Annotated in this window: 13 protein-coding genes; 1 reads left to right on the forward strand and 12 read right to left on the reverse strand. The window is 40.7% G+C overall.

Annotation, left to right across the window (positions count from 1 at the left end):
* Nucleotides 1-44: 44 nt before the first annotated feature.
* Nucleotides 45-1,766 carry a sigma-54 interaction domain-containing protein gene (locus JBW_RS18635; protein WP_036680483.1) on the reverse strand — a complete coding sequence of 574 codons (1,722 nt, stop codon included), beginning with the start codon at nt 1,764-1,766 and terminating at the stop codon, nt 45-47.
* Between the two features lie 416 nt (nt 1,767-2,182).
* On the opposite strand from JBW_RS18635, the gene JBW_RS18640 reads away from it, so the two are divergent.
* Nucleotides 2,183-3,025 carry a polysaccharide deacetylase family protein gene (locus tag JBW_RS18640; RefSeq protein WP_007954219.1) on the forward strand — a complete coding sequence of 281 codons (843 nt, stop codon included), beginning with the start codon at nt 2,183-2,185 and terminating at the stop codon, nt 3,023-3,025.
* Nucleotides 3,026-3,186: 161 nt separating this feature from the next.
* Here the strand turns inward: JBW_RS18640 and JBW_RS18645 are convergent, their stop codons facing one another.
* From JBW_RS18645 to JBW_RS18695, 11 genes are all read right to left on the reverse strand, one after another.
* Nucleotides 3,187-3,492, reverse strand: coding sequence for a hypothetical protein (locus tag JBW_RS18645; RefSeq protein WP_007954217.1), 306 nt, complete (start codon nt 3,490-3,492; stop codon nt 3,187-3,189).
* Between the two features lie 225 nt (nt 3,493-3,717).
* Complete coding sequence (locus JBW_RS18650) at nt 3,718-5,661, reverse strand: methyl-accepting chemotaxis protein (RefSeq protein WP_007954215.1); 1,944 nt, start codon at nt 5,659-5,661, stop codon at nt 3,718-3,720.
* 346 nt (nt 5,662-6,007) lie between these two features.
* Nucleotides 6,008-6,613 (reverse strand): flavodoxin family protein, encoded by a 606-nt coding sequence (locus tag JBW_RS18655; protein WP_007954211.1) that lies wholly within the window; start codon nt 6,611-6,613, stop codon nt 6,008-6,010.
* Nucleotides 6,614-6,857: 244 nt separating this feature from the next.
* Entirely contained in the window at nt 6,858-7,343 is a 486-nt protein-coding gene (locus JBW_RS18660) for a MarR family transcriptional regulator (protein ID WP_007954209.1), read from the reverse strand.
* A 199-nt stretch (nt 7,344-7,542) separates the two neighbouring features.
* Nucleotides 7,543-8,403: a Cof-type HAD-IIB family hydrolase gene (locus tag JBW_RS18665; protein ID WP_007954207.1), complete on the reverse strand. Its 861-nt coding sequence runs from the start codon at nt 8,401-8,403 to the stop codon at nt 7,543-7,545.
* A 442-nt stretch (nt 8,404-8,845) separates the two neighbouring features.
* Entirely contained in the window at nt 8,846-9,499 is a 654-nt protein-coding gene (locus JBW_RS18670; RefSeq protein ID WP_007954200.1) for a 3-oxoacid CoA-transferase subunit B, read from the reverse strand.
* Nucleotides 9,500-9,513: 14 nt separating this feature from the next.
* A complete protein-coding gene (gene atoD / locus JBW_RS18675) occupies nt 9,514-10,161 on the reverse strand; it encodes an acetate CoA-transferase subunit alpha (protein ID WP_007954198.1) in 648 nt (215 codons plus the stop codon).
* Nucleotides 10,162-10,230: 69 nt separating this feature from the next.
* The gene (locus JBW_RS18680; protein ID WP_007954196.1) at nt 10,231-11,628 is read right to left on the reverse strand and encodes a GntP family permease; all 1,398 of its coding nucleotides are present in this window, start codon (nt 11,626-11,628) and stop codon (nt 10,231-10,233) included.
* A 39-nt stretch (nt 11,629-11,667) separates the two neighbouring features.
* Nucleotides 11,668-12,696, reverse strand: a complete 1,029-nt coding sequence (locus JBW_RS18685) for a ketopantoate reductase family protein (RefSeq protein WP_007954194.1) — start codon at nt 12,694-12,696, stop codon at nt 11,668-11,670.
* A gap of 23 nt (nt 12,697-12,719) precedes the next feature.
* Entirely contained in the window at nt 12,720-13,649 is a 930-nt protein-coding gene (locus JBW_RS18690; RefSeq protein WP_007954192.1) for a 3-keto-5-aminohexanoate cleavage protein, read from the reverse strand.
* 402 nt (nt 13,650-14,051) lie between these two features.
* Nucleotides 14,052-15,398, reverse strand: a complete 1,347-nt coding sequence (locus tag JBW_RS18695; RefSeq protein WP_007954190.1) for a sigma-54 interaction domain-containing protein — start codon at nt 15,396-15,398, stop codon at nt 14,052-14,054.
* Nucleotides 15,399-15,418: the final 20 nt, after the last annotated feature.

Here is a 15,418-nt window from a genome sequence, read left to right on the forward strand (position 1 = left end):
CTATTAAACGAGAAACACTGACAAATAATTGCGAAATTTCTCAATTATTGCAAAGCATACTTCTTCATTTTGCGGTATAACGTTGCTAAACTGATTTCCAACGCAGCAGCCGCTTTTTTTTTGCCTTCCACATCTGAACCAAACTCGGCCAGTAAACTAACTAGGCGCTGACGTTCAGGCATATTTTTCATATGGCCGACTAAGCGATCTGGTAAGTCCCGTACGCTAACCAAAGGCTCTTTTGCTTTTACTACTGCACATTCTACTGCATTTTCTAACTCGCGCACATTACCTATCCAATCATGGTTCTGCAGACAGTACAATGCTTCTGATTCAAAATCCTTGAGATTCTTATCGTAAGATGCAGCCAATCGTTGCAAGAAATTTCGCGCTAGTAGTAAAATATCTTCGACCCGGTGGCGCAATGGTGGTAATACGAGGTTGATTACATTCAAACGATAATATAAATCTTCTCTAAATAATCCTTCTTTAATCCGCTCAGCCAAATCCCGATTGGATGCTGCCAGTATCCTAACATCAATTGGATTACCCTGAATGCCACCAACAGGCTCCACAATACGATCTTGGATAACCCGTAGCACTTTCACTTGCAGTGACAGTGGCATATCGCCAATTTCATCCAAAAATAATGTTCCACCATGGGCCATCTGGAATTTTCCTGACTTGCCCCCCCGTTTAGCACCCGTAAAAGCCCCTTCTTCATAACCAAACAATTCACTTTCCATCAAGGATTCCGGAATAGCTGCACAATTTATTGCGACAAAAGGACCTTCCCTACGTGCGCTGGCAAAATGAATGGCTTTAGCTAACACCTCTTTACCCGTACCGCTTTCCCCACCAATCAAAATGGTAGCTGACCCTGCAGCTGCTTGCTTTGCTTCTTCTAAAATCTGCAGGAAAAGAGGATTTTTTCCTATTAAGTCAGAAAAACTTACCGGAGCTACTCGATGGGATCGGCCTATCTGTCCGCCTACCGTTCTGAAACTAGCAACAACCCCTTGAATGACATCACTATCTACTATTGGCTTAGCACTGATAAAATAATGGTGCTGATGGCCGTGTTGCCATAACTTCACTTCCTTGTCGACAAATTGACTACCGTCTCTAAGAGATTCTTCTAACGGTGTTCCAGGAAATATTTCGTTAATGTGAAAACCGAGAACATCGCTAGTTTTGACTTTTAACAATTTTTCCGCTGCAAAATTCAAATTGCTGATTCTGGCTTGCTGATCAATGGCAATGATTCCTTCTGTAACAAAGTTAAGTACTATTTGTAGCTGCTTTTTTAGCGCTATCGTCCGTTGCATAGCCTCAACTTCAAGTACTTTGGCTGCTACCAATTCAGCCATCTTTCGCATAAAGGCCAATAAGTTTGGTCCCTTATGAACAAGTTCTTGCTGCTGCTCTTGCGAAAACGCTACCAGGCCAATTACGCCGATGGTATCCTGACCTAAACGAATGGGACAGCATAATTGGGCCAGTTCTGTACAAATGGACTTTCTTCCGCAATTTTCGCAAGCATTACTTGTACTTACATCCTTAATCAAATATTCATCGCCGCGACGTAACACCCGGCTGTAGATAGAATTACTACTCAAAGATTGACCGATAGTCTGTTGATGACATCCGGTTCCGGCTATGCGCACCAAAGTTTCATCAGCAATTGTCACATCCATACTCAGCGCGCTGGATATGGCTTCGGCGATTTGCTGCGTTGCTGTCTGAATTTTTTGCAATCTGGTCATGTCTTTCATCTCACCTCACCTGTTCATTCTATCAAAAAGTACAAAATACAACATCGGCAAGTGTCCTATGTATATTTTGGCTGCCGTTTTATGTATTTTTACTTGCCAAAAACAAGGGCCAACATTTTGTAATTACTCACATACTCAATCACTTATATTCAACGAATAATTTTACTGGGCTCATCAGTATGTAATAACACTTTTAATTTTTTCAAAATATCCTCCTAATCATTCTACTTTATATTCATTCTATCATAAAGATCAATATGGGAATATGCGTAGTTTTTATCCAGGACCAATGCTATTGAAAGAACATAAAAATTAATAAATTGACGCTAAAATAGCCCACCTCTTGGAATTCCAGTATATAATAAAATCATATTCTACCTTACTTATATAAAGGAGTTGCATTTTTTTTGCAGATAGTTACGAAGAAAGCGATCCGATATGGAATTATCATTTTAATTTTTATATTATTAGGACTAAGCTATATCGCCTTTCATTATTTCCAAGGCATACCAGTTTTAAACTATCATCAAATCAACAATAAGGACCATAATACATTAACACTTAGCTCTACCGAATTTGAAGCGCAAATTAATTATTTATACCAGGAGGGTTATACCGGAATCTCACCTGACCAACTAGCGGATTATTTGCAATCTGGAAAGAAACTTCCACCTAAACCTATTTTAATCACTTTGGATGATGGCTATAAAGATAATTATCAGGTAGCCTATCCAATCTTGCAAAAGTATCATTTTACCGCGACAATATTTGTAATCACCGATTTTGTGAACAATTACGGAAAATATTTAACATGGAATCAAATAAGGGAAATGAGTGATAATGGGGTAAGTTTTGAAGCACATACTCTAAGTCATATTTCACTTCCAAAGGCTTCTGATGAGGAAATTCGTAATCAATTAGTCAAATCAAAGGAAGCGATAGAATGGCGGTTAGGTAAAAAGGTAGACTATTTAGCTTATCCAGGTGGAGAATATGATCAACGAGTAATCGGATTGGCAAAGGAAGCTGGCTATCGGGCAGCTTTTACCGTAAACTTTGGACGAGATAGGATAAATTCTACATTGTATACTTTAAATAGGATTCCTATCTTTGGGGGACAATCACATACATTCTTTCGTTTTTGGCTACGTTTAAATTTTACGCAGACAATTAACGCCTTACAAAACCTCAAGGCCTATTTACTTAAAGAAGGTAATACTTCTATCGCTGGTTTGATCTATATCCCATAAATTTTATTGCGGTATAACCACGTGCGTTATGTGAACTATCATTTGACTCATATGATTCACATTAATCGTAGACAGATTCCCCTATTTAATTGCTATCACTTTAACACCGTGAAACGAAAGCTTAATAGGTTCTTTTTAAAGCCTTTATCCCATTATAATAGTTATTGCTGTTTTCCTTCTAAAGCAGCAATCTTTGCCTTCATGGTCTCTAAATCCTGATGTAACATATTAATGCTGTTTTGCAGGTTTTGAACTTGTGTATTTGAGGAACTATCCGATTTTGTTGATGGGGGATTCGACGATACTATCGCTTGTATTAGCAGGATGTTTTGCCCCACTGCTTCTACAAAGTTCCCCAAAATATTTAGTTGGTCTTCGTTAAAATTATCAGATACTATTATCGCTAGTAAAGCTGCGAGCAGTACCTGCTGCTCAGAGTCAAGAGAAAAGAGAATTGATTCTTCCATGAGCAACCCACCTGAAACATTTTATAAACTATATGATGACACTAAGCAATGGATAACTTAATTTTTCTGTTTACTAAAAAGTCAAGGGACGGCAGGAAAAAATTGGGGTTCAGGCTTGAGTTCTTGTATCTTTATTGGCAAACAAATTAGAAATGTCCTCAATCCCTGCATACGCAAGGATTGAGGACATTTTGCACCGTTATCAATGATACGGTTCTGCTATACTTATATTCTAAACCTTTGAATAGCACTTTGCAAATCTTGAGCCATTTTTGCAAGACTCTGACTGGAGGATCCTATTTCTTCCATAGAAGCCGACTGTTCTTCAGTAGATGCCGATACTGTATGGGTTTGTCCCGCTGTTTCTTTACTAATCTTATGAATCATTTCCACAGAAGCAACAACCTGCTCACTGCCACTCACCAATTGCTGAATTGCAGCCGAAATTTCTTTCACTTGGCTCGATACCTCGTTAACAAGTTTCATTATGTTATGAAAGCCTTCTCCTGTACTGCTTACAACTTCAGTTCCAATCTTAACCTCTTGCGTACCTTCATTCATTGCAGCAACAGCTTTATCTGTGTCATTTTGAATTTCGCCAATTAGATTGGCAATTTGCTTCGTTGCCTCCTGGGATTGTTCGGCAAGCCTACGTACTTCCTCAGCCACTACAGCAAAACCCCGTCCTTGCTCACCTGCGCGAGCTGCCTCAATAGCAGCATTTAAGGCAAGGAGATTCGTCTGTCCTGCAATACCGGAGATAACATCTACAATTTGTCCAATCTCCTTAGACCGGTCGCCTAGCTGTACCACTACATTTGCTGAATTAGTAACCGCCCTTTCAATATTTGCCATCTGGGAGATAGCTGTAGCAATTGACTTCGTACCGTCCTCAGCTGCCACCGATGTTTTCTCAGATATTTCAGATGCAGCGCTAGCGTTTGAAGCCACTTGGTGAATACCTGCTGACATTTTCTCGATGACCACAGTTGCCTCCCTAACAGCATTCACCTGATTTTCTGTTCCCTGTGCAACTTCAGTAATAGCGATAGCAATCTGACTTGTAACCTGGGAGGATTGCTCTGCACCGGCTGTCAGTTCCTCGGAGGAGGCTGCAAGTTGCTCAGCCGATTGAGAGATATTAAATACCAGTTTTCTTAGGTCTTTTACCATCTCATTAAAACTGCTAGCAAGATCGCCCATTTCATCTCGCGTTGTTATATCAACTTTATCGACTGCTAAGTTGCCGTTTGCAATTTCTCTAGCATGATTACATACTATTTTTATAGGCCGGACAAATTTATTTGATATGAAGTATCCTAACGTGCCTATGATAAAGATCAACAAAGTAAGAACTATAACAAATCGTTTCTGCACAATTTTTATAGGAGCCATTACTACATCCTTTGAGACTTCAGAACAAATAATCCAACCCGTCTTAGCATCATAGGTGTAATAGACAAATTTAATATTTCCTTGATCATCCGTAATCGTTGTCGTACCATTCTTACCTGTGAATCCATCTTGTATATAACTTTCCTTGCTTACATCTTTATGCTCGGCTGCAATGTTAGAATCAGTATGGGCCAAGATTTTCCCTGAGCGATCCACTATATAAGCTACAGACTGCCGCCCCGCCCTTTCCCGCAAAAAGTCATCTAAGACAGATAGCGGCAGGGCTCCCTGGATGACACCCGTAATCGTTTCTTGATTTTTAAGTGGCACGGCTAATACCACTATTGGTTTTCCATCTGACATACTAATGATAACATCAGATACCACTTCTTTACCATTTATTGAATCTTGGAAAAACTGTCGATGAGCCGCATTCCCAAGTTTTTGGTTATCATCACGAAAACGTTGGTTCCCCACTTTATCATCTACAACTAACTCCAACTTTGGATAGAGCTTCCTAGCATCTACTAAATATGATTTTCCATTAGGATCCAAACTAATAATGCTAGGATTCTGAGCAAGTACTTTTAACACCACAAAGTGCATATCAAGATAATGGCTAACATCATTACGCACCGCAGATAATATTTCCATATTTTTCTCATTATATTCTTGTATCGTTTGATTGTAGATTAGATTGTAGTAATAAAATGAAGATAATACTAAAGGTAGACAGCTAACAATTAAAAGTATCATAATAATCCGTTTTTTCATGTTTTACCTCCAACTGAATATTATTTTGCACTTTACTGCAAATAAATGTAAGTACTAGATTCTCTTTCCCATCGCCTCCCTGTCCCTCACCAAACCTGTCCATGAGAACTAGAAGTCCCTCTTCCTCTCACCCTCCAGTGCATATCAGCACATGTAGGGTTATAATATTCTTATATATGAACCTTTTTCATATATAAGAATATTATAACCCATATATTTCTACATAATATATCCTTTTCCTGCATTTTTATTTTTATCCTATTTGATTATATCTATATACATTTATTAAAGAAATCAGGAAGCCCGAACATTTCCTGGATTTTTGGCACCACATCAGGGCAATCTTTCACGGAACTGTTTCTGTGCTCCGATATTCCGGGAATCGTTCCGAAACCAGCGATGAACCGATATCCTTCATGACAGTGTGCAGATCTTTTCTTTCATGCGCCGGTCCATTTCGCATACCGGTAACGACAGGTACCTCTTTAACATCAAATTCCAGCAACTCAAACATGTGTTTCGTATAATCAATATACGACTGGAACAGGCTGGAATCAGGATTACCCTGATTAAACGTAAGAATCAGCTTTTTTTGTGCGGCATTTTCTTCTTTGAAATACGGAGAGTATCTCGGAGAGAATCGTGCAAACATCCTATCGATGAATATCTTCGCCTGGGCACTCATCTGCATCATGTAAATCGGCGAGCCGAAAACAATGGCATCGGCATGATCAATCGCATCATTAAGTTTCTGCATGTCGTCTTTGATAACACAACCCTGATCGCCCTTGTGGCAGCCCCAGCAACCCTGGCACGGTTTGATATCAAGATCGCTGCAATACCATGATTGGGTTTCGGCGCCATGTACTTTCGCACCTTCGAGTATTTGGTTTACGATCCAAGCGGTATTGCCTTCTTTCCGCGGACTTGCAATAAATCCCATGACTTTCATTTTTCCTCTTTCCTCCTTATCAAGGATTTGTTCTGTATATTGTGTATTGATTGATTTAAATTTACACATTTAAATTTCTCATCTCTCAAAAAAGAATGGTTATGTTTCCCCGGAAACATAACCATTCTATCGCTTTATTGTTTCTTTGTCAACAATATATATAAAAAAAAGGGAGCTGTATCATGCGCTGATGTTCCAGCGTTTTGATACAGCCCCCTTTAGGCTACTTTTTGATACAACCCCATTATTCAAAATCATTTGGATTTGTTATATCTACACCTAGCTTCTTTATTTCTGCATCCAAATGCCTACTATACTTTTCCACGAAGCTAAGCATACTATCAAATTGTTCCTCGGTTACTTGCTCAAATACGGCTTTATCCCGCTCTTGAAACTCTTTGTGCAGTTCCTCATGGACTTTGTTAATTACTTTCCCTTGCTCAGTAAGCCTAAAATAGATTTCTTTCTTGTTATCCTGTTTCTGGTAGCTTTCGATAATGCCTTTTTTTATGAGCTTCTTAGTTAGTTTACTTATGGCACCCCTAGTCACATAAAAGGACTCCGCAAGTTTTGTCACGTTGGAATCTACATTTCTTCCAATATATTCGATGCAATGTACTTCAGAAGATTTATAACCCTTAAGACTGTCTTTCATCTTAAACTTATTAAGCGAAACCATCTTGTTTAATAAGTCCCTGAAACCCATTATGACCCGTTCTTCTTTGTTCATGGCCTGTCCTCCCACCCGTTGGTGCATTAACAATATTATATTAAATTTTTGTTTTTTCTATTTCAACAATATTAAAATAGGACACTGGGGACATTCCCTTTCTCCGTATCAGGTATAACAGTCAAATTATGTAACAATCTATAAATACATTGGACAGATCCCCTTCCCTTGTCCCTCAAACCACCGTTCATGACTGTCACTAGCGTTCTAACATGCGATAAATCGCTTTTGCTACACCATGTTCCACATTACTTGCCGTGATATATTTCGCCACCTCTTTAATTTCGGGTATTGCATTCTCCATAGCAAATGAATTGGGAAACTCTACAAACATAGAATAATCATTAAACCCATCGCCTAAAATAGCTACTTCGTCTTTATTTATACCCATTCTTGCTGCAGCTTTGGCTAATATCCGTCCTTTGGTTGCATACCTGTCATTAATTTCAATATTCGTTGTAAAGCTAGACGATACCACTATTCCTCTCAATTTATTTAATTTTTCTCGTGGTCCATTTAATTCATCAGCTGAATCTGCAAAAGAAATAAATTTGCCTATTTCTACATTACTTTTTAAAAATTCATCGATATTCGTTATGTATTTCATTTTAACAAAATGCGGATGATTCAACGCATTTCGGTAAATTTCATTTGGATCTGTAATATGCGGTCGGAAGATCTTTGATCGTTTAACCATACTATCTAATATTTCTTCCTCTGTATTTGTTGTATAATATCCATCATTTGTATATATCTCAGCTGCTAGATTCCCCTCAGACAGTATGCTTATAATTTCATTTACCAAACTCTTATCAATATAAATTCCTTCAACGATTGTACCAGCACTATCCCGATACTCTCCTCCATTCAAAACCACACATTCACATGTTAAGCCATATTCATCTAAGTATGGCTTAACGTCCTCATAGGCTCTACCAGTTGCAATAGCAAACTTTATTCCTTTTTTTTGCGCTGCGTGAATCGCTTCTAGATTTTCCTTTGAAATTTTCTGATCAAATATGAGCGTTCCGTCCATGTCAGATGCAATTAATTTTATCATTTAAAAATTCTCCAATATATATTTTTTGCTTGTTTTTATTAGAAAGTTTTTCTTTCTTTTTCAGAAGTCCATGCCATAATCTTGATTTACTAGCCTTGAAATAGCATTCAAAATAGTTTTTCAGTGGTTTCGGACGGTTCCGATGAGTCATCCAATAATTAAAATCCCTCACTCTATCTTTTATAATATTTCCTATAAATACAAAGAACTCCTGCCAAAATTTCTACAAAATTGAGCAGGAGTTTTTTCGCTATTACAAATAGTACAGTTCATTTTACATATTCTATTATATCATTTAACCTTTGATATTCATGCCTTTAGTTGTTATTTTTAGAGCGTTTTAGAGCGATTGTTTTCGCACACTCTGACGTCCCTAAATATCCTCCTAAATGTCCTCCAACCGCGCTGTCAGAAAGTTTTTGTCGTGGCTGTTGTCAAACACTTAAACGATTGGCATGGTGCACATTTGAGGCTTTATCACAAATTCAGCCACAGTATTGGTCCTCACTTCATCTACCGTAACCCCCGGTGCAATTTCTAGAAGAAGTAAACCTGCCGGAGTTACTTCAAATACACACAAGTTGGTAATAATAAAATTAACAACGCCTTTACCGGTTAAGGGAAGAGTACATTTTTTTAATATTTTGGGGCTGCCATCTTTTGTAGTATGTTCCATAGCGACGATGACCTTCTTGGCTCCCGATACCAGATCCATAGCTCCGCCCATACCCGGCACCAATTTCCCTGGCACCATCCAGTTGGCGAGATTTCCTTCCTGATCAACTTCTAATGCCCCCAGAACAGTCATATCCACGTGCCCGCCCCGAATGATGGCAAACGACATGGCACTGTCAAATACCGCTCCGCCAGGGATAATGGAAACTGCCTTGCCGCCAGCATTCACCAGATCCACATCGGCAACTGGGCCGTCCAAAGGAGCCAGCCCTAAAAAACCATTCTCTGACTGAAGAATAACGCTAATACCAGTTGGCAGGAAATCAGCTGCTAATGTGGGTATCCCTATGCCAAGGTTCACAACATACCCATCCTCAAACTCCTGAGCTACCCGCTTCGCTATAATCGTTTTTGCATCCATTTTTATATCCCCCATTACCCCTTGATAATCCAATCAACAAATATGCCCGGCGTCATCACTTGATCCGGATCAATCTGACCTTTTTCTACAATGTTTTCAGCCTCAACGATAACCACTTTAGCTGCCATGGCCATCAAGGGGTTAAAGTTGCGGGCTGAACGATAAAATATCAAATTCCCGGCTGTATCGGCAGTATGTGCCTTAATCAGTGCCACATCAGCCTTCAAGGATTTTTCCAGTAGAAATTCTCTCCCGTCTACTGTTATAACTTCCTTCCCCTCAGCGACAATCGTTCCAAGACCCGTTGGCGTGAGTATGCCACCTAATCCGGCGCCACCGGCACGAATCTGCTCGGCTAGAGTACCCTGGGGAATCAGTTCCACCTCAAGTTCTCCAGTATTCATCTGCCTCCCTGTTTCGGGATTAGTTCCGATATGAGAGACCACTGCCTTCTTTAGTTGTCGGCTAACCACAAGTTTGCCGATACCTTTATCGGGCATAGCCGTATCATTCGCAATGCAAGTCAGATTTTTCGTCCCTTTGTTAACCAGTGCATCTATCAGGCGTTCGGGCGTCCCCGCTCCGAGGAAGCCACCGATCATAACAGTCATATTTTCCTGCACAAATTCAAGTGCTTGTTCAATCGTCGTAATTTTGGACATACCTTGCCTCCAATTTTATTTTGGCAGAAAAAGTCGGCTATTCCGGCTTTCTCTGCCAAAAACTCTCTCTTATATAATGCCTGTCACCATATGAATAAGAATAACAGCAAAAGCGGCTACCGTTTTAATACCAACGATGGCACCGATATCCCCATACGATTGTTTATGCGTCAAACCACATACTGCAATAATGGTAATCACTGCGCCATTATGCGGCATACTGTCCATCCCGCCTGAAGCCATGGCTGCAACACGATGAAGAACCTCTGGAGACATACCTATAGCATTTGCCCAGGTCAGCCAATCTTTGGCCATCAAATCAAGAGCGATGGACATCCCTCCGGATGCAGAACCAGTAATACCAGCTAATGTAGTTATAGTCACAGCTTCGGACATTAACGGCGTACCACCTAAATGGATACCCAAGAGTGCATCAGCGATGGACTTAAAGCCAGGTAACGAAGCAATAACATTACCATAGCCAACTTCAGAAGCGGTGTTCATAATTGCCAAAAGTGATCCGATAGCTCCTGCATTTAATGCATTTGCCAAACCACCTTTGGGCAAGTTGCGGTAACCTAAGCCAATTGCCAAGACAATTCCAATGACAACAGCGATAATCAACGACCAGATTGCTAAAACATTCTTAACAGCAGGAGCAACCAGCGGTAATTTCATACCAATGAACGGAGCCAGAATATCGGGATTCCATTGATAGACGTTAGTCATAATAAAGTTAATAGACAATACGGCAAGCAGTGGTAACATCGCCAGTTTCCAGTCGGGGAGGGCACTAGTGTCGGCTTCGTCTGGTTCTAGGATATGACCTTCGCCGTAAAATTCTCCAGCGGCATGGGCTTTTTTAAGACGCCATTGAAAATAATACATACCACCAGCAAAAATCATTATTGACCCGATAATACCCAACAAAGGTGCGGCGTAGACATTCGTACCAAAAAAATTCGCAGGGATAATATTTTGTATTTGGGGCGTACCTGGCAGAGCATCCATGGTATATGTGCATCCACCTAATACAATAATTCCTGGTATGAATCGTTTGGGAACACCAGCTTCCTTGAAAAGTGCCGCGGCGAAAGGATAGATAACGAATACAATGACGAAGAGGCTTACCCCGCCATAGGCCAATACACCACCCGCAATTACTACCGCTAAGATAGCGCGATCTTTTCCTACGATTTGCAGTATCTTATAAGCTATCGCCTTGGCGAAACCTGTTCCCTCCATGAGTTTGCCAAAAACGGCCCCCAGCATAAAGATAGGGAAAAATGACTTTACATAAACTACTGCCTTCGCCATGAACAATTCAGTGTATGAGGGCATCACTGAAAAACCTTGGCTTGCAGCTGCCATGAGTGCAAAAATCGGTGCAAATAGAATGACGGAAAAACCCCTGTACGCCATGAACATCAGCAAAAACAAACTGAGCAATATCCCAAATACTTCCACAGTAGATTGCCTCCCTATATTTCATTTTTATTAGCCGACTTATTTTGCACTCGCGATAATTTCATTGAACCGCTCAAGATAACTGAAATCATTTACGCCGCCTCTGGCTTCTGCTTCTTTTACCAACTTGACGACCATGTCATTAAAGGGAGTTGGTACCCCGCATTTTTGCCCTCCCAGGCATACAACACCATTGATATAGTCAATCTCAGTCTTGTTTCCCTTTTCCAAGTCTTGGAGCATACTTGCTTTGTTATTATGCCGACCCCACACTTTTTTGTAAAAATCCATTTTGGATGGAATATCAGCCTTACTACTTAGCTCTAGGAATTCCATATCAGCGCCCTGCATCTCCACCATACGGTATCCCAGAACGTGACATACCTTGATAACCTCGTCTGCAATATGGGCAACGCAGACCATAGCCTTAGGATTAGCCAGAACGTCGCTGAAAGTACCGTTTAGAGCAGCAGACATACCGCTAAACGTAGAATTCATCAGCAATTTGGTATAGCGGATGCCCATCAGGTTGGTTAAAATTGTTGTCCCGCCAGCTGCACTAAGGGTCTCTTTCACTTCTTCCAATCGCGGGCGCAGGATCCCATCAATTTCGCCGATCTCAAAAGCAAATTTTTCTACCGCTTCTAGGGTCGAAGTAAGCTCAGACACACCTGGCTTAAGCCAAGTAGCACCGAATCCAACTGCGCCACCAATGGTTCGTTCCTTTCCAACGTACGAAGCTACCAAATCTTCAGGAACCCCGTTTTGCAGCGTACATACAATACTATCTTTGTGTAAATAAGGCAGCAGCTTGGGTAACGCTGTCGCGTTAGCTGTTTGTTTTGTTAATAAAAGGATAAGATCATACGTTCCTGTCATTTCCTCAGGCGTGATTGCCTTTACCGGCTGATGAAGTTCAAGATTACCAGTAACCGTGGCGCCATTCGCATTCAGTGCATTAACGTTTTCTTTAAAAGAATCAATCAGCTCAACTTGCTTACCGTTCTTCGTCATCAAAGCACCAATGATAATCCCCAGTGCCCCTGCTCCTAAAATAGCCGTTCTCATATTAGCACCCCTCCAGTTTTTAATTAATAATTAACGTTCTCTATCCCCTTGAGATTCAGGATTTGTCGAGCCTCATCAGAATTGGCAATTTCCAATCCGAGCCTTTCTGCGATTTCTTTAATCTGAATTACTTGTTCAGCACTGGATTTCGCCAAAACTCCTGGTTTTAAATAAATATTATCTTCCAATCCAACCCGTGCGTTACCCCCCATTGTCAAAGCAGCAGTAACTATTGGAAATTGAGCCTTCCCCGCTGCCGCGCAGGACCAAACAAAGTCTCCGATTTGTTCACGAGCTGTTTTAGCCAAATAGACGAGATTATCCACAGTCGCAGGAATTCCGCCTAAGATCCCCATTACAAATTGTAGATACACTGGTCCCGTAAGCAGCCCTTTTTCCTTAAAGTAGGCAATGTTATTAATCATTCCTACGTCGTATACCTCAAACTCAGGGCGCATTCCGTGTTCATTCATGGTGTTCAGATAATACTCCAATCCTGTGAAAGTGTTGGTAAACACCAGTTCATTCGTGCGCTTGAGGTAAGGAATTTCCCAGTCGAATTTTGGGTTTTTTATCTTTGCCGCGAGATCAGCAAACACAAAGTTTACCGATCCTGCGTTACAGGAAGCTAACTCCGGTTTCAACTCCACTGCAGCAGCGAGACGTTGTTCTGAAGACATCCAAACTGCTCCGCCAGTGGTAATACAAACGACTGCATTACACTGCTGTTTGATGGAAGTAACGATTTCCCTCATAATATTTATATCAGGGGTTGGACTACCATCCTTTGGATCTCTAGCATGAACATGAACGACTGCAGCTCCAGCCTTATGAGCCTCTACCGCATCCTTTATGATTTGTTCTGGTGTAAAAGGAAAATAAGGACTTAAACTTGGGGTATGGGTTGCTCCTGTAACTGCTGCGGTTATAATGATTTTGCTTTGCTTTGCCATGTAAACTCCTCCTTGATATAAAGTCTGTTTCTGATTTAGATATACTAATTCACGTTCGCTATATTTCTTTTATCAGAACTACCTTGCTATATATGCAATCAGCATGCCAACGTTAAAAACAACGCAGACATCGTGCTCTTTGGCGCAAATCAATGGATTTTGCTAAACTTTCGCCTTTCATTTTAAATACCCAAGTGTCAGTATGTAATTACACAATTATTCTGAAATCAATGAATATTGTTACAATAATCTATTGCCCAGAGGATAGAGGACTGTGTGTAATCGTAAACTTACACTGTCATTCTTTACTTACATTTGACACAAAAAATAGAAAGCACAGAAAACGGGGTAAGTATCGATTTACCCCGTTTTCTGTGCTTTTTAATATGATATAGGATTCCCTTACTGAATGCCGAGACGACGGATTTTTTGGTAAAGCAATGGACGAGCAATACCCAGTAGTTCCGCAGCCTTTTTTTTATTCCCCTGCGTCGATTGCAGCGCGTTTAAAATAACCTCTTTTTCGATAGCCGCTTTCGCCTCCTGAATTCCTCGACCAGCAGTGAACTTCCCTTGTTTCTGGATCTTAGGTAGTAACCATTGAAAATGAATCGGCTCAAGAAAACTAGAATTGCAGTGATTCATCGCCCTTTCGATAGCATGTTCTAGTTCTCGAATATTTCCTGGCCATTCATACGCCATTAAAATTTTCACGGCCTCAGGAGCAATAGCCACTTTTCCTAACCCCGCCTGTTCTCCATATCGCTCTATGAAATTTTCTATGAGCAGCGGTATATCTGTTTTTCGCTCTCGAAGCGGCGCAATCTTAATAGGAATGACATTCAATCGATAATATAAATCCGATCGAAAAGTCCCCTGCTTGACCAGGTCTTCCAAATCATCATTAGTAGCTGCCACAATTCTGATGTTAACGGATATGGGAGCCGTTCCCCCAACTCGCTCGATTTCCTTTTCTTGTAATGCACGAAGCAATTTGGCCTGGGCGGCCAACGACAATTGGCTGACTTCATCCAAGAATAATGTACCTTTCTCCGCTATCTCAAATTTGCCCTTTTTCCCCGCCCGGCGCGCTCCAGTAAAGGCCCCCTCATCGTAACCAAACAACTCCGATTCAATAAGTTCATTAGGAATGGCTGCACAATTGAGCTTAACGAAAGGATGATGCGATCGCCGACTTTCCTGATGCAAAGCGTGAGCGACTAACTCCTTGCCCGTACCCGTTTCGCCCTGAATCAATACCGTGGAGTTAGCACATGCAGCTCTTACTATTATTGCCCGCAATGCAACAACAGCATCGCTAGAACCGATAATGTTTTCTAAAGAATACTTTACTCCAGAATTGTTTTTCAGTTTCTCTTTGTAATAGTCCAGTTCACCACGCAATTCTTCTACAGAATAGATCAGTTTGTCGACCCCTTCAAAAACTGAGAAGGACATGGCACCGATAATGACACCGTCCTTAACCAAAGGAACTCGATTGCAAATCAAAGGTTTACCTTCACTGTAGAATATTTCACCTAAAATGGGTTTCCCTGTTTCGAGAACTGCGGGAAGCCGACTTGTTGCCACTACATCCTTGATGTATCGCCCTATAATATCCTCCATTTTCCAGCCTTTTAGCTTCGCATAATTTTCTTCTACAAAAACGATTCGTGCTTTATGATCCACTACTACTAATCCATACAGATGAGTACACACTTGCTTCATGATTTCACTGTGCGTTGCCACTACAACCCCTCCTTACAGAT

Origin of the sequence: Pelosinus fermentans JBW45 (assembly GCF_000271665.2) — a bacterium.
Lineage (GTDB): Bacteria > Bacillota > Negativicutes > DSM-13327 > DSM-13327 > Pelosinus > Pelosinus baikalensis.

Bases quoted from the DNA above. Each gene is read 5' to 3' on its own strand.
- JBW_RS18635 (WP_036680483.1), bottom strand. From the start codon at position 1,766: ATGACCAGATTGCAAAAAATTCAGACAGCAACGCAGCAAATCGCCGAA.
- JBW_RS18645 (WP_007954217.1), bottom strand. From the start codon at position 3,492: ATGGAAGAATCAATTCTCTTTTCTCTTGACTCTGAGCAGCAGGTACTG.
- JBW_RS18650 (WP_007954215.1), bottom strand. From the start codon at position 5,661: ATGAAAAAACGGATTATTATGATACTTTTAATTGTTAGCTGTCTACCT.
- JBW_RS18655 (WP_007954211.1), bottom strand. From the start codon at position 6,613: ATGAAAGTCATGGGATTTATTGCAAGTCCGCGGAAAGAAGGCAATACC.
- JBW_RS18660 (WP_007954209.1), bottom strand. From the start codon at position 7,343: ATGAACAAAGAAGAACGGGTCATAATGGGTTTCAGGGACTTATTAAAC.
- JBW_RS18665 (WP_007954207.1), bottom strand. From the start codon at position 8,403: ATGATAAAATTAATTGCATCTGACATGGACGGAACGCTCATATTTGAT.
- JBW_RS18670 (WP_007954200.1), bottom strand. From the start codon at position 9,499: ATGGATGCAAAAACGATTATAGCGAAGCGGGTAGCTCAGGAGTTTGAG.
- atoD (WP_007954198.1), bottom strand. From the start codon at position 10,161: ATGTCCAAAATTACGACGATTGAACAAGCACTTGAATTTGTGCAGGAA.
- JBW_RS18685 (WP_007954194.1), bottom strand. From the start codon at position 12,696: ATGAGAACGGCTATTTTAGGAGCAGGGGCACTGGGGATTATCATTGGT.
- JBW_RS18690 (WP_007954192.1), bottom strand. From the start codon at position 13,649: ATGGCAAAGCAAAGCAAAATCATTATAACCGCAGCAGTTACAGGAGCA.